At 72.6% G+C, this 20,838-nt stretch carries 27 protein-coding genes, 1 other RNA gene and 1 riboswitch; of the genes, 14 read left to right on the plus strand and 14 right to left on the minus strand.

The genetic code is table 11. From position 1 onward, the window contains the following. The first annotated feature begins 138 nt into the window (after positions 1 to 138). Positions 139 to 360 (plus strand): DUF7455 domain-containing protein, encoded by a 222-nt coding sequence (locus BJ993_RS00765; RefSeq protein ID WP_036544597.1) that lies wholly within the window; start codon positions 139 to 141, stop codon positions 358 to 360. Between the two features lie 57 nt (positions 361 to 417). On the opposite strand, the gene BJ993_RS00770 is transcribed toward BJ993_RS00765, so the two are convergent. After that, positions 418 to 1,872, minus strand: a complete 1,455-nt coding sequence (locus tag BJ993_RS00770; RefSeq protein WP_179647384.1) for a hypothetical protein — start codon at positions 1,870 to 1,872, stop codon at positions 418 to 420. A 100-nt stretch (positions 1,873 to 1,972) separates the two neighbouring features. On the opposite strand from BJ993_RS00770, the gene BJ993_RS00775 reads away from it, so the two are divergent. Continuing rightward, positions 1,973 to 2,524 carry a thermonuclease family protein gene (locus BJ993_RS00775; protein ID WP_179647385.1) on the plus strand — a complete coding sequence of 184 codons (552 nt, stop codon included), beginning with the start codon at positions 1,973 to 1,975 and terminating at the stop codon, positions 2,522 to 2,524. A gap of 12 nt (positions 2,525 to 2,536) precedes the next feature. On the opposite strand, the gene BJ993_RS00780 is transcribed toward BJ993_RS00775, so the two are convergent. From BJ993_RS00780 to BJ993_RS00805, 6 genes are all read right to left on the minus strand, one after another. Then, positions 2,537 to 2,929 (minus strand): hypothetical protein, encoded by a 393-nt coding sequence (locus BJ993_RS00780; RefSeq protein WP_179647386.1) that lies wholly within the window; start codon positions 2,927 to 2,929, stop codon positions 2,537 to 2,539. A 28-nt stretch (positions 2,930 to 2,957) separates the two neighbouring features. Then, positions 2,958 to 4,469 carry an RNA polymerase sigma factor gene (locus tag BJ993_RS00785; RefSeq protein ID WP_036544589.1) on the minus strand — a complete coding sequence of 504 codons (1,512 nt, stop codon included), beginning with the start codon at positions 4,467 to 4,469 and terminating at the stop codon, positions 2,958 to 2,960. Positions 4,470 to 4,583: 114 nt separating this feature from the next. Then, the gene (locus BJ993_RS00790) at positions 4,584 to 5,147 is read right to left on the minus strand and encodes an HhH-GPD-type base excision DNA repair protein (protein WP_179647387.1); all 564 of its coding nucleotides are present in this window, start codon (positions 5,145 to 5,147) and stop codon (positions 4,584 to 4,586) included. A 23-nt stretch (positions 5,148 to 5,170) separates the two neighbouring features. After that, on the minus strand, positions 5,171 to 5,779 hold the full coding sequence (locus BJ993_RS00795; RefSeq protein WP_179647388.1) for a TetR/AcrR family transcriptional regulator: 609 nt from the start codon (positions 5,777 to 5,779) through the stop codon (positions 5,171 to 5,173). A 1-nt stretch (position 5,780) separates the two neighbouring features. Beyond that, complete coding sequence (locus tag BJ993_RS00800) at positions 5,781 to 6,089, minus strand: hypothetical protein (protein ID WP_051932144.1); 309 nt, start codon at positions 6,087 to 6,089, stop codon at positions 5,781 to 5,783. Positions 6,090 to 6,093: 4 nt separating this feature from the next. After that, complete coding sequence (locus BJ993_RS00805) at positions 6,094 to 6,297, minus strand: hypothetical protein (protein ID WP_036544584.1); 204 nt, start codon at positions 6,295 to 6,297, stop codon at positions 6,094 to 6,096. 79 nt (positions 6,298 to 6,376) lie between these two features. Here BJ993_RS00805 and BJ993_RS00810 point away from each other — a divergent pair, with 79 nt between their 5' ends. Genes BJ993_RS00810 through BJ993_RS00820 form a run of 3 tightly spaced genes read left to right on the plus strand, consistent with a single transcriptional unit; the run spans position 6,377 to position 9,680 of the window. Continuing rightward, complete coding sequence (locus BJ993_RS00810; protein ID WP_036544582.1) at positions 6,377 to 7,882, plus strand: circularly permuted type 2 ATP-grasp protein; 1,506 nt, start codon at positions 6,377 to 6,379, stop codon at positions 7,880 to 7,882. Further along, positions 7,882 to 8,835 (plus strand): alpha-E domain-containing protein, encoded by a 954-nt coding sequence (locus BJ993_RS00815; protein ID WP_036544580.1) that lies wholly within the window; start codon positions 7,882 to 7,884, stop codon positions 8,833 to 8,835. The genes BJ993_RS00810 and BJ993_RS00815 overlap by 1 nt, the downstream gene beginning before the upstream one ends. Before the next feature lie 2 nt (positions 8,836 to 8,837). Further along, positions 8,838 to 9,680, plus strand: a complete 843-nt coding sequence (locus BJ993_RS00820) for a transglutaminase family protein (protein WP_179651865.1) — start codon at positions 8,838 to 8,840, stop codon at positions 9,678 to 9,680. A 90-nt stretch (positions 9,681 to 9,770) separates the two neighbouring features. On the opposite strand, the gene BJ993_RS00825 is transcribed toward BJ993_RS00820, so the two are convergent. Next, positions 9,771 to 10,217, minus strand: a complete 447-nt coding sequence (locus BJ993_RS00825; RefSeq protein WP_179647389.1) for a tetratricopeptide repeat protein — start codon at positions 10,215 to 10,217, stop codon at positions 9,771 to 9,773. Between the two features lie 52 nt (positions 10,218 to 10,269). On the opposite strand from BJ993_RS00825, the gene rnpB reads away from it, so the two are divergent. The 3 genes from rnpB to BJ993_RS00840 all read left to right on the plus strand — a co-directional run bounded on the left by rnpB (position 10,270) and on the right by BJ993_RS00840 (position 11,847). Then, positions 10,270 to 10,642, plus strand: an RNA gene (gene rnpB, locus BJ993_RS00830) — RNase P RNA component class A. Between the two features lie 103 nt (positions 10,643 to 10,745). Further along, positions 10,746 to 11,207 carry a PRC-barrel domain-containing protein gene (locus tag BJ993_RS00835; RefSeq protein WP_179647390.1) on the plus strand — a complete coding sequence of 154 codons (462 nt, stop codon included), beginning with the start codon at positions 10,746 to 10,748 and terminating at the stop codon, positions 11,205 to 11,207. A 31-nt stretch (positions 11,208 to 11,238) separates the two neighbouring features. Then, positions 11,239 to 11,847, plus strand: coding sequence for a hypothetical protein (locus tag BJ993_RS00840; RefSeq protein WP_179647391.1), 609 nt, complete (start codon positions 11,239 to 11,241; stop codon positions 11,845 to 11,847). Positions 11,848 to 11,857: 10 nt separating this feature from the next. Here BJ993_RS00840 and arr read toward each other — a convergent pair whose 3' ends face one another. Further along, a complete protein-coding gene (gene arr / locus BJ993_RS00845; RefSeq protein WP_179647392.1) occupies positions 11,858 to 12,268 on the minus strand; it encodes an NAD(+)--rifampin ADP-ribosyltransferase in 411 nt (136 codons plus the stop codon). 204 nt (positions 12,269 to 12,472) lie between these two features. Then, the gene (locus BJ993_RS00850) at positions 12,473 to 13,006 is read right to left on the minus strand and encodes a glycine cleavage system transcriptional repressor (RefSeq protein ID WP_179647393.1); all 534 of its coding nucleotides are present in this window, start codon (positions 13,004 to 13,006) and stop codon (positions 12,473 to 12,475) included. A 21-nt stretch (positions 13,007 to 13,027) separates the two neighbouring features. Between BJ993_RS00850 and BJ993_RS00855 the strand changes: the two genes are divergently transcribed. Further along, on the plus strand, positions 13,028 to 13,252 hold the full coding sequence (locus BJ993_RS00855; protein ID WP_179647394.1) for a hypothetical protein: 225 nt from the start codon (positions 13,028 to 13,030) through the stop codon (positions 13,250 to 13,252). After that, positions 13,249 to 14,319 carry a class I SAM-dependent methyltransferase gene (locus tag BJ993_RS00860; RefSeq protein ID WP_179647395.1) on the plus strand — a complete coding sequence of 357 codons (1,071 nt, stop codon included), beginning with the start codon at positions 13,249 to 13,251 and terminating at the stop codon, positions 14,317 to 14,319. Before BJ993_RS00855 ends, BJ993_RS00860 begins: the two co-directional genes overlap by 4 nt. Here the strand turns inward: BJ993_RS00860 and BJ993_RS00865 are convergent. Beyond that, a complete protein-coding gene (locus BJ993_RS00865; protein ID WP_179647396.1) occupies positions 14,295 to 14,738 on the minus strand; it encodes an MmcQ/YjbR family DNA-binding protein in 444 nt (147 codons plus the stop codon). The two genes, BJ993_RS00860 and BJ993_RS00865, sit on opposite strands and share 25 nt — an antisense overlap. Positions 14,739 to 14,854: 116 nt before the next feature. Between BJ993_RS00865 and BJ993_RS00870 the strand changes: the two genes are divergently transcribed. Both BJ993_RS00870 and BJ993_RS00875 read left to right on the plus strand, forming a co-directional pair. Continuing rightward, complete coding sequence (locus BJ993_RS00870) at positions 14,855 to 15,658, plus strand: DEAD/DEAH box helicase family protein (protein ID WP_051932139.1); 804 nt, start codon at positions 14,855 to 14,857, stop codon at positions 15,656 to 15,658. Between the two features lie 35 nt (positions 15,659 to 15,693). Beyond that, positions 15,694 to 15,758: riboswitch (guanidine-III (ykkC-III) riboswitch) on the plus strand. 13 nt (positions 15,759 to 15,771) lie between these two features. After that, positions 15,772 to 16,086 carry a DMT family transporter gene (locus BJ993_RS00875; protein WP_179647397.1) on the plus strand — a complete coding sequence of 105 codons (315 nt, stop codon included), beginning with the start codon at positions 15,772 to 15,774 and terminating at the stop codon, positions 16,084 to 16,086. On the opposite strand, the gene BJ993_RS00880 is transcribed toward BJ993_RS00875, so the two are convergent. The 3 genes from BJ993_RS00880 to BJ993_RS00890 are packed head-to-tail and all read right to left on the minus strand — an operon-like array spanning position 16,080 to position 18,932. Beyond that, positions 16,080 to 16,598: a 2'-5' RNA ligase family protein gene (locus BJ993_RS00880; RefSeq protein WP_179647398.1), complete on the minus strand. Its 519-nt coding sequence runs from the start codon at positions 16,596 to 16,598 to the stop codon at positions 16,080 to 16,082. The two genes, BJ993_RS00875 and BJ993_RS00880, sit on opposite strands and share 7 nt — an antisense overlap. A 16-nt stretch (positions 16,599 to 16,614) precedes the next feature. Then, the gene (locus BJ993_RS00885) at positions 16,615 to 17,394 is read right to left on the minus strand and encodes an amino acid ABC transporter ATP-binding protein (protein WP_179647399.1); all 780 of its coding nucleotides are present in this window, start codon (positions 17,392 to 17,394) and stop codon (positions 16,615 to 16,617) included. Then, positions 17,391 to 18,932: an ABC transporter substrate-binding protein/permease gene (locus BJ993_RS00890; protein ID WP_179647400.1), complete on the minus strand. Its 1,542-nt coding sequence runs from the start codon at positions 18,930 to 18,932 to the stop codon at positions 17,391 to 17,393. The genes BJ993_RS00885 and BJ993_RS00890 overlap by 4 nt, the downstream gene beginning before the upstream one ends. A gap of 88 nt (positions 18,933 to 19,020) precedes the next feature. Here BJ993_RS00890 and cobT point away from each other — a divergent pair, with 88 nt between their 5' ends. Then, positions 19,021 to 20,055 (plus strand): nicotinate-nucleotide--dimethylbenzimidazole phosphoribosyltransferase, encoded by a 1,035-nt coding sequence (gene cobT, locus BJ993_RS00895; protein ID WP_036544521.1) that lies wholly within the window; start codon positions 19,021 to 19,023, stop codon positions 20,053 to 20,055. Between the two features lie 8 nt (positions 20,056 to 20,063). Then, a complete protein-coding gene (locus BJ993_RS00900; RefSeq protein ID WP_308645437.1) occupies positions 20,064 to 20,837 on the plus strand; it encodes an adenosylcobinamide-GDP ribazoletransferase in 774 nt (257 codons plus the stop codon). The last annotated feature ends 1 nt before the right edge of the window (position 20,838 follow it).

The raw sequence follows: 20,838 nt of genomic DNA on the forward strand, positions 1-20,838 counted from the left end.
CGAGAACCACGTGGTGGGATGAACTCATCAGGAACGTGCAATGGACCACATCCGGTCGGGAATCTTTGCCCCGGTCGCTACGTTGATCCACACGTCACCCGATGAGGGTGTTGTAGCCAGGCGAAAGAGAGGCCCGAGATGACGACTGCTGTTGCTCCCAGCGCCCCGCTGACGGCGGAGGACCGCTGCGACCGTTGTGGCGCCCAGGCCTACCTCCGTGTCGAGCTGACCACGGGCGGAGAGCTTCTCTTCTGCGCGCACCACGCGCGCGAGCACGGTGACAAGCTGCGCGCGATCGCGGCCAACGTGCACGACGAGACCCACAAGCTGAACGACAAGCCGGTGCCGGCCGCCGACTGACGTCCACCTGCTGCACCGTGGCCCCGGGAGCACCCGGGGCCACGGTTGTTTTTCGGGTCAGCCGAGCGGTGCCACCACGACCGTGGCGTCGGTCAGCCGCAGGGTCTCCTGGTCGGCGCTGCCCGCCTGCTGCGCGTCGTCGACCCGCGCGACCCACGCCTCGTCGCCGCCTGCGCAGGCCAGGGCGCCCTGGAGGCCGTACACCACCGGGTCCCCCGTCGTGCTCCAGGCCGCCCCCGACGAGGACCCACCCGTCGTCACCTGCGCGTTGAGCTCGCCCGGGGCGTCCTCGACGCCGACCGGGCGCCACACGACGGCGCGGGCCTCCCGGCACCCGCTGCCCGTGGCGAACTCCATCGTGCCGCGCACGTCGTCGGCGGTGTGCTCGACCGGCGCCTCGGCCAGCTCCTCCTCCGGCTCGCCCGGGACGGCGACGGTGAGGACCTCCTTCGTCGGCACGGTCACCGGGCCCTCGGCGCCGTCGGCCTCCTTCCCGTCGGCCTCCTGGAGCCAGGCGATCTCGACGGAGTTGCCGTGCACCGTGGCCTGCGCACGGGTGGCACCGTCCTTCTCCCAGGTCTCCTCGAACGGCACGTCCCGGCTGTCGCGGGCCAGGACCTGGAGCGCCGTGGCCCAGTAGAGCTGCGTGTCGAGGGTGGACTGCCAGTTCGGGGAGATCGTGCCGACCACGAGCACCTCGCCGCCGCCCGGCAGCACCACGATCCGGGCCGCCTCTGTCGCGGCGGGGTCGGTCTCGACCGGCTCGGGAGCGGTCCACTCCCCTCCGGGCGGGAGGTACTGCGTGCGCACGGCTCCCCCGCCACCGCGCTCGGTGCCGGTCAGGGCGGCGTGGACGCCGCCGTCCTCGTCGAGGGCGATGCTGACGGCGTCGTACCACTCGAGGTCTGAGTAGGACCACCTGCCGCCGGCCGGGTGCAGCGCGACCCGGCGCGGCCCGTCGTCGGGGTAGCCGTAGACCGCGACGTCACCACGGGCGTTCACCTGGACGTCCTCCACGTAGGCGAAGCCGTCCAGCACCTCGCGCCGCGACCAGGCGCCGTCGGCCCCGCGCACCCGTGCGACCACCGGCGGCGACGCCTCGAGCCCGTCGTCGCCCGCCTCCTGCTCGGTCCACACGGCGGCGCCCGCCCCGTCGTCGTTGAGCGCGGCGTGCGGCGGCGACGCCTGGGCCCCGAGCGTCGAGAGCGGCTCCGGCGCCGACCAGCGACCGTCGTCGTACGACGCCGTGACGACCGGCCCGGTGACCCCCTCGTCGCTCGTCTGCACCGCCAGCAGGGCCAGGCCGCCGCCGGCGCGGAACAGCTGGGGCTCCGCGGCGTGGGCCAGCCGGAGCTCGCCCTCCACCGCCCCGGTCGGCTCGTCCTCCTGCGCCCCGCCCACCGGCGACTCCCCGACCTCGGGACGGTCGTCGTCCTCCCTCGCGAGCGAGCAGCCCGCTGCGAGCGCGAGGACGGACAGCAGGGCGGTGGCGGCGGACCCGAGGCGGCGCATGCGGGGAGCCTACGGCCGTGGACTCCGAGTTCACGGGCTGTGCACGTGTCGGCCACACGGTGTCGGCCGTCCCGGGCACCGGGCGGGGTCCGATGGAGGGGTGATCCGGGTGTTGTCCTGCCTCGCTGTCGTGGTCGCCGTCCTCACCGTCGGGCTCGTCGCCGTCGAGGCGCACGAGCCCGCTCCGCCGCCGCCCGGCGTCCCCGTGGTCGCACCCGCGACGCCCCACCGCGCCGTCCGGTACGACGCCACCGTCACCCGGGTCGAGGACGGCGACACCGTCGTGGTCCGCCTCCGCACCGGCCGGGTGCGCCACGTGCGCGTGCTCGGCATCGACACGCACGAGGTCCTGTTCGGCGCGCACGAGTGCGGCGGCGCGGCCGGCTCGCGCTCGATGCACCGCCTGCTGCCGGTCGGCACCCGGGTCCGCCTGTACCGCGATCCCGCCCAGGTGGACGTCGACCGCTACCGCCGCCTGTTGCGCTACGTGCACCGCGCCGCCGACGGGCTCGACGTCGGCCGCACCCAGCTCGGGCGCGGGCTCGCCGAGGTCTACGTGTACGGCGACGGGCCGTTCGCGCGACGGGCGGCGTACCAGCGCGTCGAGGCCTCGGCGCAGCGTCGCGACGTGGGGATCTGGCGCTGGTGCTGACCGGCCGCGCCCTCAGTGGGCGGCCGAAGCCTCTATCGCGGCCCGCCACCGCTCGTGCTCGGCCACGTACCAGGCGAGGTCACCCGCTGCCGTGTGCACCACGAGGTGGGTCTGGCCCCCGACGAACGAGCCACCGAACGCCTTGGCCGTGCTCACTGCGGTCACGGTGGCGAGGTCGACGTCGACCGGGCCTCCCACGACCATGCGGAACAGCAGCCGGGTCGGGGTCAACGCGAGCGTGCCGTTGCCCTTGACCCGCGGGTGGGCGCCGATCGACCCGCGGTAGCTGGCCGATGCGGGTCCGAGCAGCACCTGCTCGTCACCGATCGCCTCGGCCAGGTCGCGCCGGGCCGCGTCGGCGCGCCCACCGAGGAGCGCGCCGAGCACGGAGCGGATGACCGACACCGTCGTACCCGTCCTGGAGCCGGAGCCGTCAGTCCAGGTAGTCGCGCAGGACCTGCGAGCGCGACGGGTGCCGCAGCTTCGACATGGTCTTCGACTCGATCTGGCGGATCCGCTCGCGGGTCACGCCGTAGACCTTGCCGATCTCGTCGAGGGTCTTGGGCTGGCCGTCGGTGAGGCCGAAGCGCATCGACACCACGCCGGCCTCGCGCTCGGAGAGCGTGTCGAGGACGGCGTGCAGCTGCTCCTGGAGGAGCGTGAAGCTGACCGCGTCGGCCGGCACGATCGCCTCGGAGTCCTCGATGAGGTCACCGAACTCCGAGTCGCCGTCCTCGCCGAGCGGGGTGTGCAGCGAGATCGGCTCCCGGCCGTACTTCTGGACCTCGACGACCTTCTCGGGCGTCATGTCGAGCTCCTTGGCGAGCTCCTCCGGGGTGGGCTCTCGCCCGAGGTCCTGCAGCATCTGCCGCTGGACGCGGGCCAGCTTGTTGATGACCTCGACCATGTGCACCGGGATGCGGATGGTGCGGGCCTGGTCGGCCATGGCGCGGGTGATGGCCTGACGGATCCACCACGTCGCGTAGGTCGAGAACTTGTAGCCCTTGGTGTAGTCGAACTTCTCGACCGCACGGATCAGGCCGAGGTTGCCCTCCTGGATGAGGTCCAGGAAGAGCATGCCGCGACCGGTGTAGCGCTTGGCGAGCGAGACGACGAGGCGCAGGTTGGCCTCGAGCAGGTGGTTCTTGGCGCGGCGGCCGTCCTCGGCGATCCACTCGAGCTCCTCCTGGAGCTTCGGGGTGATCTTGCCGCCCTTGCCGAGCTTCTCCTCCGAGAACAGGCCGGCCTCGATCCGCTTGGCGAGCTCGACCTCCATCTCGGCGTTGAGGAGCGGGACCTTGCCGATCTGCTTCAGGTAGTCCTTGACCGGGTCGGCGGTCGCACCGGCGACCATGACCTGCTGCGCCGGCTCGTCGGTGTCGTCGGCGGCCGAGACCACGAACGACGAGGTGGCGCTGGCCTCCTCCTCGTCCTCCTTGATGGAGGGGTCGGCGGCGACGTCCTTCTCGAACTGCTCGTCGGAGATGTCGGGGAGGACCTTCTTGCCGTCGGGACCGACGGCGGCCACCTCGACCTCACCGAGGTCGACGACCTCCGGCGCGTCGTCGGCGTCCTTCTTCGCAGCCGCAGCCTTCTTGGCGGGCGCGGGCGCCGCCTTCTTCGCAGCAGGCGCGGCAGCGGCCTTCTTGGCGGCCGGGGGTGCGGCCTTCTTGGCGGTGGTCGCGGTGGCAGCGGCCGTCTTCCGGGCGGCGGCAGCAACCGCGCGCTGGTCGACGGGCGCACCCAGCTCGACGGAGATCCCGAGTCCGGCGAGATGGGCCATCAACGACTTCAGGTGGGCGGGAGCGACATCGGCGGCGCCGAAGGCCTGGCGTACCTCCTCGGCGGTCACGCTTCCCGCGGGCGCGCCACGCTCGATGAGCGCGACGATGGACGGGTGGCTGAGCACGGCGGGCGGGACCGAACGGTTCGAGGACACGAACACCTCTCGATACTGGCGGGTCTAGGGCGCGGCGAGGCCCGGAGGCGTCAAGACCGCTTTCGTCATTCTGCCACGGGGTCCGAAGCGGCCTGACATTCGGGGGCGTTCACCCACCGTTCACGCGTCCTTGGCGGCTGCCTTCTTCGCCTTCTTGTAGTCGCGCACCTTCTGCAGCGACACCGGGTCAACGACGTCGGCGACCGATCGATAGCCCTCGAGTGCATAGTCGCCCGCGGCCTTCTCCCAGCCCGCCGGCCGGACGCCGAGCTGCTTCGCCACGAGGGCCGTGAAGATCTGTGCCTTCTGCTTGCCGAAGCCGGGCAGGCCCTGGATCCGCTTGAGCAGGTCCTTGCCGTCGGACGCCTCGGTCCAGATGCGCGACGCGTCGCCGTCGTACTCGTCGACGACGACCCGGGCGAGCTCCTGCAGGCGAGCGGCCATCGAGCCGCCGTACCGGTGGATGGCGGGCGGGGTCCGGCACAGCTCGGAGAACCTCTCCGGGTCGGCCGCCGCGATCGCCGCCGGCTCCAGGCTCCCGAACCGCTCGAGCACCTTCGCCGGGCCGGCGAACGCACGCTCCATCGGGAACTGCTGGTCCAGCATCATCCCCGCGAGGAGAGCGAAGGGGCTCTCGGCGAGCACCTTGTCGGCGGCGGGGTCCTGGGCGATCTGGATGGCCATGGGGCCATCTTGCCGCAGCGTCGTCAGCCGTTCCGCTCCGCGATCCGCTCCAGCCCGGTCCACAGCGCGTCCATCATCCGCTCGACCATCGTCTCGGCGGTGACCTCGGGGTGGTGGCGCCACCACTTGGCGGCCTGCTCTCCGGCGCCGGAGATCGCGTGTGCGTACGCGGACGCGGACTCCTCGTCGAGGCCCGGGGCGGCCGCGCGGACGAGGCCGGCGATGACCTCGGCGGTCTCGTAGCGGTGGCGGCCGGCGGCCTCGGCGACGCGCCCGGCGATCGCGGCGCCGCCGCCGAAGAGCACGTCCCACGCCGAGCCGCGGTCGCGCACGAACAGGAAGTAGGCGCCGAACCCGGCGCGCAGCTGGTCCTCGGGGGTCTGCGCTCCCCCGGCCGCGGTGACGACGGCGGCATCGAGCTCGGCGCGAGCCGCGCGGAGGCACTCGAGGTAGATCTCGTCCTTGTCGGCGAAGTACTTGTAGATGAGGGTGCGGGTCACCCCGGCCGCCGCGGCGATGTCCTCGACCGCCGTGCCCTGGTAGCCGAGGCGGACGAAGACGTCCTCGGCGACGGAGATGAGCTGCGCACGTCGTACCTCGGGGGCGAGGCGGCGGCGGGGCTGACCGGCCACCTCAGGCCGTCCAGTCGAGGAGGACCCCGCCGGCGGTGATCGCGACGAACCACCACGCCCAGCTCACGACGCCCAGCAGCACGACGCGTCGCGGGTGGGGTGTCCACCAGACGAAGCAGAGCACGAACATGACGAACCAGGTGAGCAGCAGCACGACGACCGCCCACACCGGCGCCAGCAGTCCGGAGAACGCGTAGAGGAACAGCGACGAGAGGACCAGCACCAGCCCGATGAAGGGCAGCGGCGAGATGTGCTTCCCGGTGGCAGGGTCGATGGCCGCCGGGCGGATCCGGCGGCGACGGCGGAACAACGGGCTACTCGGCCTGCTGCTCGGGGGCGTCGTCGTTCCAGGCCGGGTCGTTGTCCCAGGCCGCGGTGTTCTCCGCCGCGTGCTCCAGGGCCCGGGCCGCCTCGGCCTCGGTCGCGTAGGGGCCGAGCCGGTCCTTGTTGGGGCAGCCCTCGACACCCTCGACGGCGTGGTGCTTGAGGCAGAACCAGTACTCACCTTCATTCGCCATGCCCCGAAACCTACTCTCCTGCGACGAGAGCGTCGCGTGGTGCAACACGCGTGTTACAGGACGCCGCTAATGTCCGGTCATGAGCACGATGTTCGAGGGCTACGGGACCACCGGACCTGCCTACGACGAGATGTTCGACGGCGGCGGCGAGCTCCGGCCGCCGTACCTGCGGATGCGCGACTCGCTCGACAAGATGAGCACCCCCGAGCTGATCAGTCGCGTCGAGGCGCTGCAGGCGAGCTATCTCGACCAGGGCATCACCTTCGACATCGGCGGCGAGGAGCGGGCGATGCCGCTCGACATCCTCCCGCGCGTCATCGAGATGGACACCTGGACGACCATCGAGAAGGGCCTGCAGCAGCGGGTCAAGGCGCTCGAGATGCTCCTCGCCGACGTGTACGACGCCGGGCACGTCTTCGAGGACGGGGTGCTCCCCCGCCAGGTGATCACCACCAGCTCCCACTTCCACCGGCAGGCCGCGACCATCCGTCCGGCCAACGGCGTGCGGGTGCACGTCTCGGGGATCGACCTGATCCGCGACAACAACGGCGAGTTCCGGGTGCTCGAGGACAACGTGCGGGTGCCGTCGGGGGTCTCCTACGTGATGACCAGCCGCCGGGCGATCTCCTCGGCGCTGCCGGAGACGATCGCCCAGCACCGGATCCGGCCGGTGGCCGGCTACCCGCAGAAGCTGCTGGCGGCGCTGCGGGCCGCGGCTCCTGCCGGCGTCGCGGACCCGACGGTCGTCGTCCTCACCCCGGGCGTCTACAACGGCGCCTACTTCGAGCACACGCTGCTGGCCCGGACAATGGGCGTCGAGCTCGTCGAGGGTCGCGACCTGGTCTGCCGGCGCGGCGAGGTGATGATGCGGACCACCAAGGGCCTCGCGCCGGTCCACGTGATCTACCGGCGCGTCGACGACGAGTTCCTCGACCCGGTGCACTTCCGGGCCGACTCGATGCTGGGCTGCCCGGGCCTGATCGACGCGGCGCGCGCCGGCAACGTGACGATCGCGAACGCGGTCGGCAACGGTGTCGCCGACGACAAGCTCGTCTACACCTACATGCCGGACGTGATCCGCTACTACCTCGACGAGGAGCCGGTCATCCGCAACGTCGACACCTGGCGGTGTGGCGAGTCGGAGGCGCGCGAGGAGGTCCTCGACCGGCTCGACGAGCTGGTGCTGAAGCCGGTCGACGGGTCGGGCGGCAAGGGCATCGTGATCGGGCCGCGCGCCGACCGCGCCGAGCTCGACGAGCTGCGCGCGAAGATCCTCGAGGACCCGCGGTCCTGGATCGCGCAGCCGGTCGTGCAGCTCTCGACGGTGCCGACCTTCGTCGACGGCGAGCTCGGGCCGCGCCACGTCGACCTGCGGCCGTTCGCGGTCAACGACGGCAACCGCGTGTGGGTGCTGCCCGGCGGGCTCACCCGCGTCGCGCTCGGCAAGGGCGAGCTGATCGTGAACTCCTCCCGCGGCGGTGGCACCAAGGACACGTGGGTGCTGGCCGGACCGACGGGACCGGAGCAGCAGCAACAGCAACAGCAGCAACAGCAGACCCACCTGCCGTCCGGGGCGGTGGAGTGATGCTCAGCCGGATCGCCGAGTCGCTGTTCTGGATCGGCCGCTACATCGAGCGGGCCGACGACACCGCCCGCATCCTCGACGTGCAGACCCAGTTGCTGCTCGAGGACGCCACCATCGACGAGGCGCAGACCTGCCGCGACCTCCTGTCGTGCATGGGCATCGAGCCCGCCGACGCCGCCGAGGCCGGGGTCGACATGTTCGGCGCGGTCACGATCGACCAGGTGCTGCGGCTGCTCGCCTACGACCCCCAGTCGCCCAGCTCGATCGCGGCGATCATCGGCTCCGCGCGCGAGTCCGCCCGAGGGGCCCGGGAGACGCTGACCGTCCCGCTGTGGGAGGCCATCAACACCACCTGGCGCCCGATCCCGTCCGGGCACTTCGAGGCCCTCCGGCCGCCGTACATCTTCAGCTGGGTGCGGGAGCGGGCGGCACTGATCAACGGCACCGCCGACGCGACGATGACCCGCGACGAGGGCTGGCAGTTCATCATGCTCGGCCGCAACATCGAGCGCGCCGACATGACCTCGCGACTGGTCGCGACGACCGCGTTGTCGAGCGGCGCCGGGCAGTGGACCTCGGCGCTGCGCGCGTCCGGCGCGTACGACGCCTTCCTCCGCACCTACCGCGGGATCGAGACGGATCGGGCGGCGGCGGAGTTCCTGCTGCTCGACCGGCTCTTCCCGCGCTCGGTGGTCTTCGCGCTCGACCGGGCCGAGCAGGCGCTGGTCAACCTGACCGGCGACCCGCGGCGGGCCGGCTTCCAGGACGAGGCGCAGCGGCTGATCGGGCGGACGCGGGCCGAGCTGGAGTACCGCTCGCTGACCGACCTCGTCGAGGACCTGCCCGACGAGATGGAACGACTGCAACGCACGTGCGCGGCCGCGACCGACGCGATCTCCCGGCGGTACTTCGCCGGGTCGGAGGCCCTCGCGTGGAAGGGAGTGGGCGCGTGAACATGCAGCTGCGGATCGTGCACACGTCGGAGTACGTCTACGACGGCGGCGCCATGGCGTCGTACAACCAGGCACGGATGACGCCGGTGACCACGCCCGAGCAGATCGTCGTGCACCACCGCCTCGACGTCAGCCCGAAGCCGTGGACCTACTCCTACACCGACTACTTCGGATGCGCGGTCACGGCGTTCGAGGTCGTCGACCCGCACGAGTCGATGACCGTCACCGCGACGTCGACGGTGCAGGTCAACCGGGTCGGCGCCGAGCCCGAGGCGCGCTCCACCTGGTCGTCGTACGGCGAGCGGGAGGTGCGCGACCGGTGGACGGAGTTCCTCGTGGTCTCCGACCTGGTCGCCCCGACGCCCGACTTCGAGGAGCTCGTCAAGGACATCGGGGCCGGGGCGGACCTGCCCGGTGACGCCGCCCGCGCCGTGTGCCGGCTGGTGACGGCGCAGATCGACTTCCTGCCCGGTGTGACCGACGTGGAGTCGACCGCGGCCGACGCGTGGGACCAGCGCGCCGGGGTCGGCCAGGACATGGTCCACCTGGCCATCGGCGGCCTGCGCACCCTCGGGATCCCGGCCCGTTACGTGTCGGGCTACGTGCACCCCGTCGAGTCCCCCGTCGTCGGGGAGACGGTCACCGGCAACCCGTTCGCGTGGCTGGAGTGGTGGGACGACGGCTGGCAGGCCTTCGACCCGACGACCGCCACGGCGCCCAGCGAGCGGTACGTCGCGATCGGGCACGGGCGCGACTACACCGACGTGCCGCCGCTGCGCGGGATCTACACCGGCGCGCAGACGGCGGCGCTCGACGTCAGCGTCGAGGTCACGCGCCTGGCGTGAACCCCGGTGGTCGAGGAGGTCGCGCGTCTGACGTGGGCCTCCGGTGGTCGAGGAGGTCGCGCAGCGACCGTCTCGAGACCCCTGGACCCGTCAGCCGACCTTGCCGGCGAGGCGCTCGACCCGCAGGACGTCGTACTCGTGCTCGGGGTCGCCGGTCATCGCGGCGGCCAGGCGCAGGTGCGGCAGCGCCTCGTCGTACTTCGACTGGCGCTCCAGCGAGCGACCGAGGGCGTGGCGCGACCACGCGTCGGACGGGTCCTCGTCGACCAGCTGGCGCAGCTCGTCGTGCGCCTTCTGCAGCTGGGCGCGCATCAGGTAGGCCCAGGCGCGCAGCGAGCGGAGGCCACGGTTGGTGGGCTCCTCCTCGAGCGCGGGCTCGAGGACCTCGAGGGCCTCGCGGGGCGCGCGCCGGCCGAGCAGGTCGTGCGCCGTGCGGTAGGCGCTGGCGTGGTGGGTGGTGGCGCCCGGCCTGCCCAATGCAAACGGGGCGATCGCGGGCGCCTGGATGCGGATGTCCGGCTGCGTCGTCTCGTTCATGTCGCCTTCAACTGTCCGTCGGGCTCGGTTGTTCCCTAGAGTGAGCCGCGGACGGGCTGGTCGGGCGACCGCGGGACCCACCGCCGCGAGGCGTCGGGTCCCGAGGAAAGTCCGGGCTCCACAGAGCAGGGTGGTGGGTAACACCCACCCGGGGTGACCCGCGGGACAGTGCCACAGAGAACAGACCGCCTCCGGTCCGCCGGAGGTAAGGGTGAAACGGTGGGGCAAGAGCCCACCAGTGCACCGGGCGACCGGTGCAGCTCGGCAAACCCCACCCGGAGCAAGACCAGACAGCACACGTCCGAGGGCGGCTCGCCCGAGTGTGCGGGTAGGTCGCTCGAGGCTGTCGGCAACGGCAGCCCTAGATGGATGGTCGCCCCCTCGGCAACGAGGGACAGAACCCGGCTTACAGGCCAGCCCGTCCCCTCTCGGCCATTGCCGCCCAGCCCTCGCGCCGCATCCCGGGCGTCTGCCGTCCTCGGGCTCGGGTAACGCCTGTCACATCCCGGACGACAGACAGGAGCAGTGATGCTGACCGAGAGCCAGTGGCAGGACGTCATCGGGTCGACCGCCCACGGCAGTGACGGCGAGAAGCTGGGCAAGGTCGGCCAGCTCTTCCTCGACGACAGCACCCGGCAGCCCGAGTTCGTGACGGTCCGGACGGGGCTCTTCGCGCACCGCGAGTCGTTCGTCCCGGTCCGCGACGCGGTGCTGGAGGACGACCGTCTGCTCGTGCCGTACACGAAGGACCAGGTCAAGGACGCCCCGCACGTCGACGTGGACGCCGGGCACCTGGACCCCGAGGCGGAGCTGCACCTGTGGGCCCACTACGGCCTGCAGAGCGACGCCACGGTCATGGAGTCCCTCGGCGGCCAGCCGACGGCCGGCCGCCACGCCGCCCGGGACGAGGGCGACGGAACCGAGCCGACGAACGGCCCGACCCGCCTGCGACGGCACCAGCCCGACGCGGGCGGTCCCGCCCCGATGTGAGCCAGACCGGACACCTTCCAAGGAGACAGACATGGCCCAGCACCAGCTGATCCCGCGCGGCGCGTCAGCCCTCGGCTCGGACGCGGAGCGACGAGCGCGAGGCATCGACGAGGAGTCCGCACATCGCCGGTACGGGGGCGCCAACTGGGGGGCGGCCTTCTTCGGCTGGCTGGTCGCCGTCGCCAGCGCGGTGCTGCTGAGCAGCATCGTGGGCGCGATCGCCGGCGCCGTGGGCGCGGCGAACGACCTGTCCCAGGACCAGGTCCAGCGGGAGGCCGGCACGGTCAGCCTCGCCGCCGCGATCGCCGTCGTCGTCGTGATGGCGCTGGCCTACTTCGCCGGTGGGTACGTCGCCGGGCGGATGTCGCGGTTCGACGGCGGCCGCCAGGGCGTCGCCACGTGGGTCATCGGCCTCGTCGTCACCGTGCTCGCGGTGATCGCGGGTGCGGCCCTGGGCGCGCAGTACAACATCCTCGACCGTGTCGACCTCCCACGGATCCCGGTGCCGACGGATACCGCCACCGCGGGAGGCATCGTGACGGCCCTGCTGCTGCTCCTCGGCACCCTGCTCGCCGCCGTCGCGGGAGGGAAGACGGGCCAGCGCTACCACGCGAAGGTCGACCGGGCGACCTACCACTGAGGTCGTTCGCTCAGTTGATGATCTCGCCGCGCTCGTCGGCCGCGAGTTCGGCGAGCCGGTCCCGCCACCCCTGCAGCGCCTCCGGCGTCAACCGGGTCCAGTCGGTGACCTCGCCGACGACCTTGATCGGCTCCCGGCTGCGGTAGGACCGGGTCGGGTTGCCGGGGAACTTCCTGTCCGTGACGTTGGGGTCGTTCTCGAACTCCCCCGTCGGCTCGACGACGTACACGCGCGGCTCGCCGTCGCCGGCGGCGAGCTCCGCGGCCAGACCGGCGCCGTCGACCAGCGCGGTGAAGTAGATGTGGTTCATCACCACCTCGGGCCGGTAGTTCGACCGGAAGCCTGCCGTGAGCAGGTCGCCCGTCCGGAGGTCCGCCTTGGTGCCGTGGAAGAACGGCCCGTCGTCCAGCACGTCAGTCACGCACCCACCCTAGGTGGGCGGCGGGCACCGGCGGGCGGCCGAGAGGCCGGCCCACCGGGCAACCCCTGCCGATGTGGTCGGACCACTGTTTACGGATCACGGTCGCCACACAGGATCGGAACCTGCCGTAGCCCGTCCGCCCCAGGGGTGGGGCGAGAGCGACAGGCTAGGCCGGGCACGAGGGCCCGGGCAATCGGGAAACGCCTAGGCCGCCGGCACGTCGGACAGGTTGATCTCCACCATCAGCTCGTCGGCGATCGCCTCCAGCACGGCCCGCACCGCCTCGACGCTCGCGGCCGGCGGCGCGACGAGGACGGCCCTCGCCTCGAACAGCAGGCCGCCCGCCATCGGGGCCTCGCGGACATCAGTGGCGAGCTCCTCGATGCTGACGTGCTCGCGGGCGAGCGCCGCGGAGAGCTCCGCCACGATGCCGGGCCGGTCGGCACCGAGCAGCTCCAAGTTCCAGCGCGCGGCCGACTCAGCCGACTCGGCGGCCGGCTCGTCGGTCCGCTCGACGGTCACGACCAGTCCCGCGTCCTTGAGCGCGGCGAGGTCGGCAGCCAGCGCGTCGGCCTTCGCGTCCGGGACGTCGATGAGCAGGATGCCGGCGAACTTCCCACCCAGTCGCGCCATCTGGCTCCGGTTCCAGCTCGCGCCGTGGGCGTGGATCGGTGCCGAGAGGTCCGAGACGAGTCCTGCCCGGTCGTCGCCGATGCAGGTGAGGGTGAAGGTCGCCATGGGTGCAGGTTAAATGACCGCATGCCTCCCGTGGACGACTCCCGCTACGGCCGCCCCTCGCGGTGGCCGGCCTTCGCGATCGGCCTGCCGATCGCACTCTTCCTCGTGGTGGCGGGCGGTTACCTGACGCTGGTCTCGTGGGGCGTCATCGGCGACGAGGAGTCCAAGGGTTTGAGCGTGCTGGGGCCGATCCTCGCCGGCTTCGGGGTGGCGCTCGGCTGGGTCTGCGTGCGGCCCCGGCCATGACGGACTTCGACCGCGACGCGGCCAAGGCCTTCCAGCGACGCATGGTCGGCGTCATGAACGACGCCTCGCTCGGGCTGCTCCTCGGCATCGGCGACGAGCTCGGCCTGCTCGAGGTCCTCGCCCGCACCGGGCCCGCCGACACGGCCACGCTGGCGGAGGCGGCCGGGGTCGACGAGCGGTACCTGCGCGAGTGGCTGGACGGGATCGTCGCCGGTGACGTCGCCGTGTACGACGCCGAGGCCGGCCTCTACTCGCTGCCGGCCGAGCGCGCGGCCTGCCTGACCCCCGCCGACGGTCCGGTCAACCTCGCCCGCAGCCTGAAGATGCTCACCATGCTGGCCGGCGTCGAGCCAGACCTGCGGGAGCGGTTCCGCCACGGCGGCGGGCTCGGCTACGAGCACTACCCGCGCTTCCACGCGCTGATGGCCGAGGAGGCAGCGGCGACCCACGACGCCGGCCTGCTCGACATCGTCGTACCGGTCGTGCCGGGCCTGCACGAGCGGCTGACCGAGGGCGCGGCGCTGGCCGACATCGGCTGCGGGTCCGGGCACGCGGTCAACCTCCTGGCCCGCGCCTACCCGGCCAGCCGGTTCGTCGGCTTCGACCTCGGCGAGGAGGCGATCGCGGCCGCCCGTGCCGAGGCCGCCGACTGGGGACTCACCAACGCGAGCTTCGACGTGCGTGACGTCGCGACGCTGGGCGAGGAGGCGGCGTACGACGTCGTGACGGCCTTCGACGCGATCCACGACCAGGCCTTCCCGGACCGCGTGCTCGCGGGCATCTCGACGTCGCTGCGGCCCGGCGGGACGTTCCTGATGGTCGACATCAAGGCGGAGTCCGGGGTGGAGAACAACCTAGGCCTGCCGTGGGCGACCTACCTCTACACGCTCAGCCTCATGCACTGCATGACCGTCTCCCTCGCCGGTGGCGGCGCCGGCCTCGGCACGGTGTGGGGCCGGCAGACGGCGGTCCGGATGCTCGAGGAGGCGGGACTCACCGACGTCGAGGTCAACGAGGTCCGCACCGACCCGTTCAACTACTTCTACGTCGCCCGCAAGCCGGCCTGACCCGTCTGCTCCGCGAGCCACTTCGCCCGCCGGGTCGGCGAGGCCTGCGCGAGCCACGCGTCCTGGACGACCTCGGCGAGCTCGTCGTACCCGAGCTCGCCGACCCGGCTCGCCCGCAGCAGCACCGACGGGTGGCCGTCGAAGTGGGGCGTGGTGAAGAACGGGGTCGTGTCGTCCTGGACGAGCGCGAGCTTGTCGCCCTCGTCGGCGACCCAGAGGACGATCACGTCGTCGTACCGCTCCCCCGTCTGCGGGTCGACGGCGTCGGGGCGGGGGTTGCGGAAGAACACGAACGACTTGCCGCCCACCTGGTAGACGGGCCGTCCCTTCGTGCCCTCGACGATGCGCACGTGCGGCATCGCGAGCGCCAGGTCGTGCACGTCGTCGACCGTCGCCCGGCGGCTGCGCCTCCTCGCCATCACCTCAGGCTAGATGAGCAAGTCCAAGGGCTCAGCGTGCGAGAGCTTGGACTTCCTCATCTAGTGCCGGAACGTAGGCTCGGGGCGACCCGTCACCGACGGCCCCAGGAGGCGTCGTGTCCCGAACCGCCCGCTACCGCACGATCCTGCCCCGCTCGAGCCGCGCCGCCGTCGGGGCGACCGTCGCCACCGGCGTGCTCGGTGGCCTGGCTGCCGCGCCGGAGCGCGTGCGGGGCCTGTTCCGGCGCCGCTTCCCCACCGTCGCCGTCACCGGCATGACGGGCGTGGGCAAGACCCAGCTCGCCGACCGGCTCTCCCGGCGCAGCACCAACGGGGGCGCGGCCGAGGTCGGCTCGGCGGTGATGGAGCGGCGTACCCGCCGCTCGCGCCGGCTGCACGGCTTCCGCTTCCTCGTCGTCCCGGGCGACAACGCCGCGACCCGGCTCGGCGCACTGGACGAGGTGTTCCACGACGAGCCCGTCGACGGCGTGATCCACGTGGTCGCCAACGGCCACGCGACGCCCCGTCGTACGGCCGGCACGACCGGTGCGGCGAGCGCCACCCGTGAGGAGCAGCTCGCCGCCGAGCTGGAGGACTGGACGATCACGGCGCACCGGATCGCGTCGATGGCCGTGCGCCGCGACAAGCCGGTCTGGCTGGTGATCGCGGTGACCAAGGCCGACCTGTTCGCCGACGACATCGACGAGGTCGTCCGCTACTACTCCCCCGGCAGCGGCACGCCCTTCGGCGACAAGGTCGACGAGCTGCGGGCCCTGGCCGGCGGCGCGCGGCTGTCGATCGACGTGCTCCCGGTGTCCAGCCAGGGTGGCGAGCGTGGCTCGACGCTGCCGCCGAAGCAGGCGGCCGCCATGGTGGACGCCCTCGCGACCCGCCTGGCGCAGCTCAGCGGCCACGTCTGAGTTCGGGGCCCGAGCCCGGCGCGACCTAGACTGGAGGCACGGCCGGGACCGGCCGCCGGACGAGGGAGCCGTACCCGGAGCGCGACAAGACGGCCACGAAGGACGTGGCAGTCATGGCGTGGTTGGTGCTGGTGGTCTCCGGAGGGCTCGAGGCGGTCTGGGCGACGGCGCTCTCCCGCAGCGAGGGGTTCTCACGGCTGGCGCCGTCGATCGTGTTCCTGGTGGCACTCGTGGCGAGCATGGGCGGGCTCGGCTACGCCATGCGCACCCTGCCGGTCGGTACGGCGTACGCCGTGTGGGTCGGGATCGGCGCGGCGCTCACCGTGGTGATCGCGATGGCCTCGGGCGAGGAGTCGGTCAGCCTCGTGCGGGTCCTGCTGATCCTCGGCCTGGTGGGCTGCGTGGTCGGCCTCAAGCTCGCTCACTGACCAAGCCGCCACGAGGCGAGCACCCGGCAGTCCCCCTCGGCGTACCGGTGCAGCTCGAGCCGGTCCGCGACCGTCCGCACGGGCAGCCGGTGGGCGAGGGTCGTCCGGACCGACTCGAGGGACACGTCGGCCGACGACTGGTCCAGCGTGAGATGAGGTACGACGTCCGCGAACTCCCCCGCGTAGGGCGGGCACTGCGGGAACCGCTCCCACAGCGCAGCCGTCAGCGCGGCGAACGGGCCGGGCGGCGACGGCACCAGGTGGATGATGCCGTCGGGGAACGCGGCGACGTCGGCGAGCGTGTAGGAGAATGCCGGCGTCGTACGGGCGATCCGGGCGACCGCCGCCAGGTCGTCGGACGACGGCTCCGGCAGGAAGGGCGCCAGCGCGGTGATGTGCGCGTGGGTGAACGCGGGGTCCTGCGAGACCCACTCCGGCTCGTAGTGCGCCCAGCGTCCGCGCACGTGGTCCTCCAGCGCGGGGACGGGGACGACGAGGACGGTGTGGGCCACCGCAGGACCGTACCGGTCAGCCCGGGTCGAGGATCCGCCGCAGGAACTGCCGGGCCCGCTCGGTGCGCGGCGCCTCCAGCACCTGCTCGGGCGGGCCGGCCTCCACGATCCGGCCGCCGTCAAGGAAGAGCACCTGGTCGGCGACCTTGCGGGCGAAGTGGATCTCGTGGGTGACGACCACCATCGTCCAGCCCTGCTCGGCCAGGTCGCGGATGACCGCGAGCACCTCCCCCACCAGCTCGGGATCGAGCGCGGAGGTCGGCTCGTCGAAGAGCACGACCTCCGGACGCAGGGCGAGCGCGCGGGCGATGCCGACCCGTTGCTGCTGGCCGCCCGAGAGCTGGAACGGGTAGGCGTCCGCGCGGTCCGCGAGCCCGACCTGCTCCAGCAGCACGCGCGCGTCGGCGACCGCCTCGTCCTTCGGCCGCTTCTGCGCGACGACCGGCCCCTCGATCACGTTGTCCAGCACGCTCTTGTGCGGGAAGAGGTTGTGGGACTGGAAGACGAAGCCGGACTGCGCGCGGAGCCGGGCGATCTCGCGCTGCCCCGCCTTGCCCTCCGGCAGGCTCGCGAAGTCGACCTCCACGTCGCCGATGCCGACCACACCCGCGTCGGGCCGCTCGAGGACGTTGAGCGAGCGCAGCAGGGTGGTCTTGCCGGACCCGGACGGGCCGAGCAGGACCGTCGAGGTGCCGCGGGCTGCGGTCAGGTCGATGCCCCGCAGCACCGGGTGGTCGCCGAAGGACTTCGTCAGTCCGCGGACGCGGATCTCGTCAGCAGCAGTGGTCTCGGTCATTTCGCCACGTACCTGTCGAGTCGGGTCTCGAGGCGCCCCTGCGCCGACGAGAGGAGGGTGCAGATGATCCAGTAGTAGAGCCCGGCGAACGCGTAGAGCAGCAGGAACTCGTTGGTCCGGCCGGCCGCGACCTGCGCCACCCGGGTGACATCGGTGAGCAGCAGCACCGACACCAGCGAGGTGTCCTTGAGCAACGACAGCAGCGTGTTCGACAGTGGCGGTACGGCGGTGCGGAGGGCCTGGGGGAACACGATCCGGCGCAGCGTCTGGGAGTAGTCGAGGCCGATGGTCTGGGCGGCCTCGAACTGGCCCTTGGGCACGGCGAGGATGGCGGAGCGGACGATCTCGGCGGCGTACCCGGCGACGTTGAGGCCGAACGCGAGCACCGCCGCGACGAACGAGTCCAGCTTGATGCCGAGCTCCGGCAGCCCGAAGAAGACGATGAACAGCTGCAGCAGCAGCGGCGTCCCTCGGATCACCGACACGAAGCCGCGGGCGAGGCCGGACAGGATCCTGCTCCGCGAGATCCGGGCCAGCGCGACGGCGACGGCGAGGACCAGTCCGACGGCGAAGCTGATCGCCGTCAACGGCAAGGTGATCCGGACGACCCCCTTCAGCATCGGCCAGGCCTCGTCCTTCAGCACCTGCCAGTTCGACGAACGCTTGCGCGCGTCCGTGACGTCGACGTCGGCGGCGCCGCCCTCGACGGAGACGTCGGCCTTGAAGTACTTCTCCGAGATCTCGGTGAGGGTGCCGTCGGCGGCCAGTGCTTCGAGCGCGGCGTTCGCCTCGGCGAGCAGGTCGGCGTCGTCCTGGCGGAAGGCGAGGACCTGCTCGGTCTCCTGGCCCTCGGCGACGCCGGCGATCTTGACGTCGTCGGAGCCGGTGTTGGCGAGGTAGTCCAGCGCCGCGATGTTGTCGTTGAGGATGGCGTCGACGCGGCCCTGCCGGAGCAGCGCGGCCGCCTGGGCGAAGCCCTCGACCGCCTCGACCTTCGCACCCGCGTCCCGGGCGACCTGGGCCCAGTTGCTGGTCGACGACTGCGCCGTCGTACGGCCCTTGAGGTCGGCGAGCGTGGTGATGTCGTCCTCGTCGGCGCGGGTGACGATCACGCCCTCGGAGTAGGTGTAGGGCTCGGAGAGGCCGTACCTCGCGGCGCGCTCCTCGTTCCACGACACCTGGTTGGCGATCACGTCGATGCGCCCGGCGTCGAGCGCCGGGAAGATCGCGTCCCACTGGGTCTCGACGAACCGGAGCTCCCAGCCGGCCTTCTCCGCGACCGCCTTGATGACCTCGATGTCGTAGCCGGTGACGTCGGGCGACCCGGACTCGTGGAAGGAGAACGGCGGGTAGGTGCCCTCGGTGCCGACCCGGACCACCCGCGGGGCGTCCCCCTCGGCATCCTGTCGTACGACGCCCGGTGCCGCGGCGCCCGCGGGCAGCGCGGTCGCCGCGACCCCCAGCAGCACCGCCACGGCGGCCGCCCACCGCAGCCATCCCGGCCCGCTCGACCACCTCGGCCATCGACGTCGTCGCATGTGCAGTCTCCTCAGCTCGCCCGGACGAAGACCAGCCACCTTATATGAGTGATCCGGTGCACTTTCGTTCGCGGTAGCGTGCGGCTCCATGAACGCCATCGTCGCGCCCGATCCCGCCGTACGGAATGCCGCCGCGGAGCGGCTCGCCGGGCTGGCGACCCCCGCCGGGGCGCTCGGCCGCCTCGGTGAGCTCGGCGTCTGGGTCGCGGCGACCCAGGGCCAGTGCCCGCCGGCGCCCCTCGACAACGTCCGGCTGGTGATCTTCGCCGGCGACCACGGGGTCGCCCAGCACGGCGTCTCGGCCTATCCCCCGGCGATCACCCCGGCGATGGTGCGCACCTTCGTGCTCGGCAAGGCAGGCGTCTCCGCGCTGGCCGGCGCCCACGGCGTCAACGTCCGGGTGCTCGACATCGGCGTCGACGACGACCTCGAGGGCGTCCCCGCCGACGTCCAGGCGCACAAGGTCCGCCGCGGCAGCGGCGCGATCCACGTCGAGGACGCGCTCAGCGCCGAGGAGACCGCGGCCGCGATCGAGGCCGGCCGGGCGGTCGCCCGCGAGGAGATCGCGGCAGGTGCCCAGCTCCTGCTGTCCGGTGACATGGGCATCGGCAACACGACCCCGGCGTCGGCGATGGTGGCCGCCGCCCTCGGCCTGCCCGCCGCCGAGGTGACCGGCCGCGGCACCGGCGTCGACGACGCCGCCCTCGAGCACAAGCAGGTCGTCGTCCAGCAGGCGCTCGACCGCGCCGGCGACCGGCTCGCCGACCCCGTCCAGACCCTGCAGGCCGTCGGCAGCGCCGACCTCGCCGCGACCGTGGGCTACCTGCTGCAGGCGGCCGAGAGCGGCGTACCCGTGCTCCTCGACGGGCTGATGTCCGTCGCCTGTGCGCTGACCGCCGACCGGATCGCGCCCGGCGCTGCCGCGTGGTTCGCCGCCGGGCACCGCTCCACCGAGCCGGCCCAGTCGCTGGCGCTGGAGAAGCTCGGCCTCGAGCCGGTCCTCGACCTCGGCCTGCGCCTCGGCGAGGGCTCCGGCGCCGTCGCCGCCGTCCCGGTCGTGCGCTCCGCGGTCGCCCTGCTGCGCGACGTCGCGCTGCTGGCCGACCTGATGCCGCCCGCCTGAGAGCCCGGGTGAGCGTGGACGCCGCCGTCGCGGGACGCAGCCTGCGGCTCGCGATCGGGATGCTGACCGCGCTGCGCGTCCCGGCCGTGCTGCGGGTGACCCCCGGCATCGCCACCGGTGCGCTGCTGGTCGCGCCGCTCGCCGTTCTGCCGCTGGGCGTCGGTGTCGGCGTGGTGCTGTGGGGCGGCGGGCGCCTCGGGCTGCACGCCGCCGCGGTCGCCTTCGTGGCGCTCGCCGTCCTCGCGGTCGGCAGCCGGGCGCTCCACCTCGACGGCCTCTCCGACGTCGCCGACGGGCTGACCTCGTCCTACGACCGGGAGCGGTCGCTGGCCGTCATGAAGTCGGGTACGGCGGGCCCGGCCGGTGTCGCCGCGCTCGTGCTCGTGCTCGGCGTGCAGGCCGCCGCGCTTGCGTGGTTCGTGCCCCGGGGCGGGGAGCTGCGCCCGGTCGTCTTCGCCGGCGCAGCGGTGTGCGCGTCGCGGGCAGCGCTCTGGATCACCTGCAGCACGCTGGCGCCGCCCGCCCGCGAGGACGGGCTCGGCGTCACCTTCACCCGGCGGATCCCGGTCGCGGTGACGCTGGTGGGCTGGGGCGTGATCGCCGCGCTCGCTGCCCTGGTCGACCCGGTGCGCGGACCCGTGACCGTCGTGGTCGCCGGCCTCGTGGTCGCGCTGCTCACGCGGCACTGTGTCCGGCGCTTCGGCGGCGTCACCGGCGACGTGTTCGGCGCCTCGATCGAGGTGGCGCTGGCGGTGCTGCTGGTCGGGCTCGCCGGCGCCTGAC

The sequence above is a fragment of the Nocardioides aromaticivorans genome (genome assembly GCF_013408525.1).
Lineage (GTDB): Bacteria > Actinomycetota > Actinomycetes > Propionibacteriales > Nocardioidaceae > Nocardioides > Nocardioides aromaticivorans.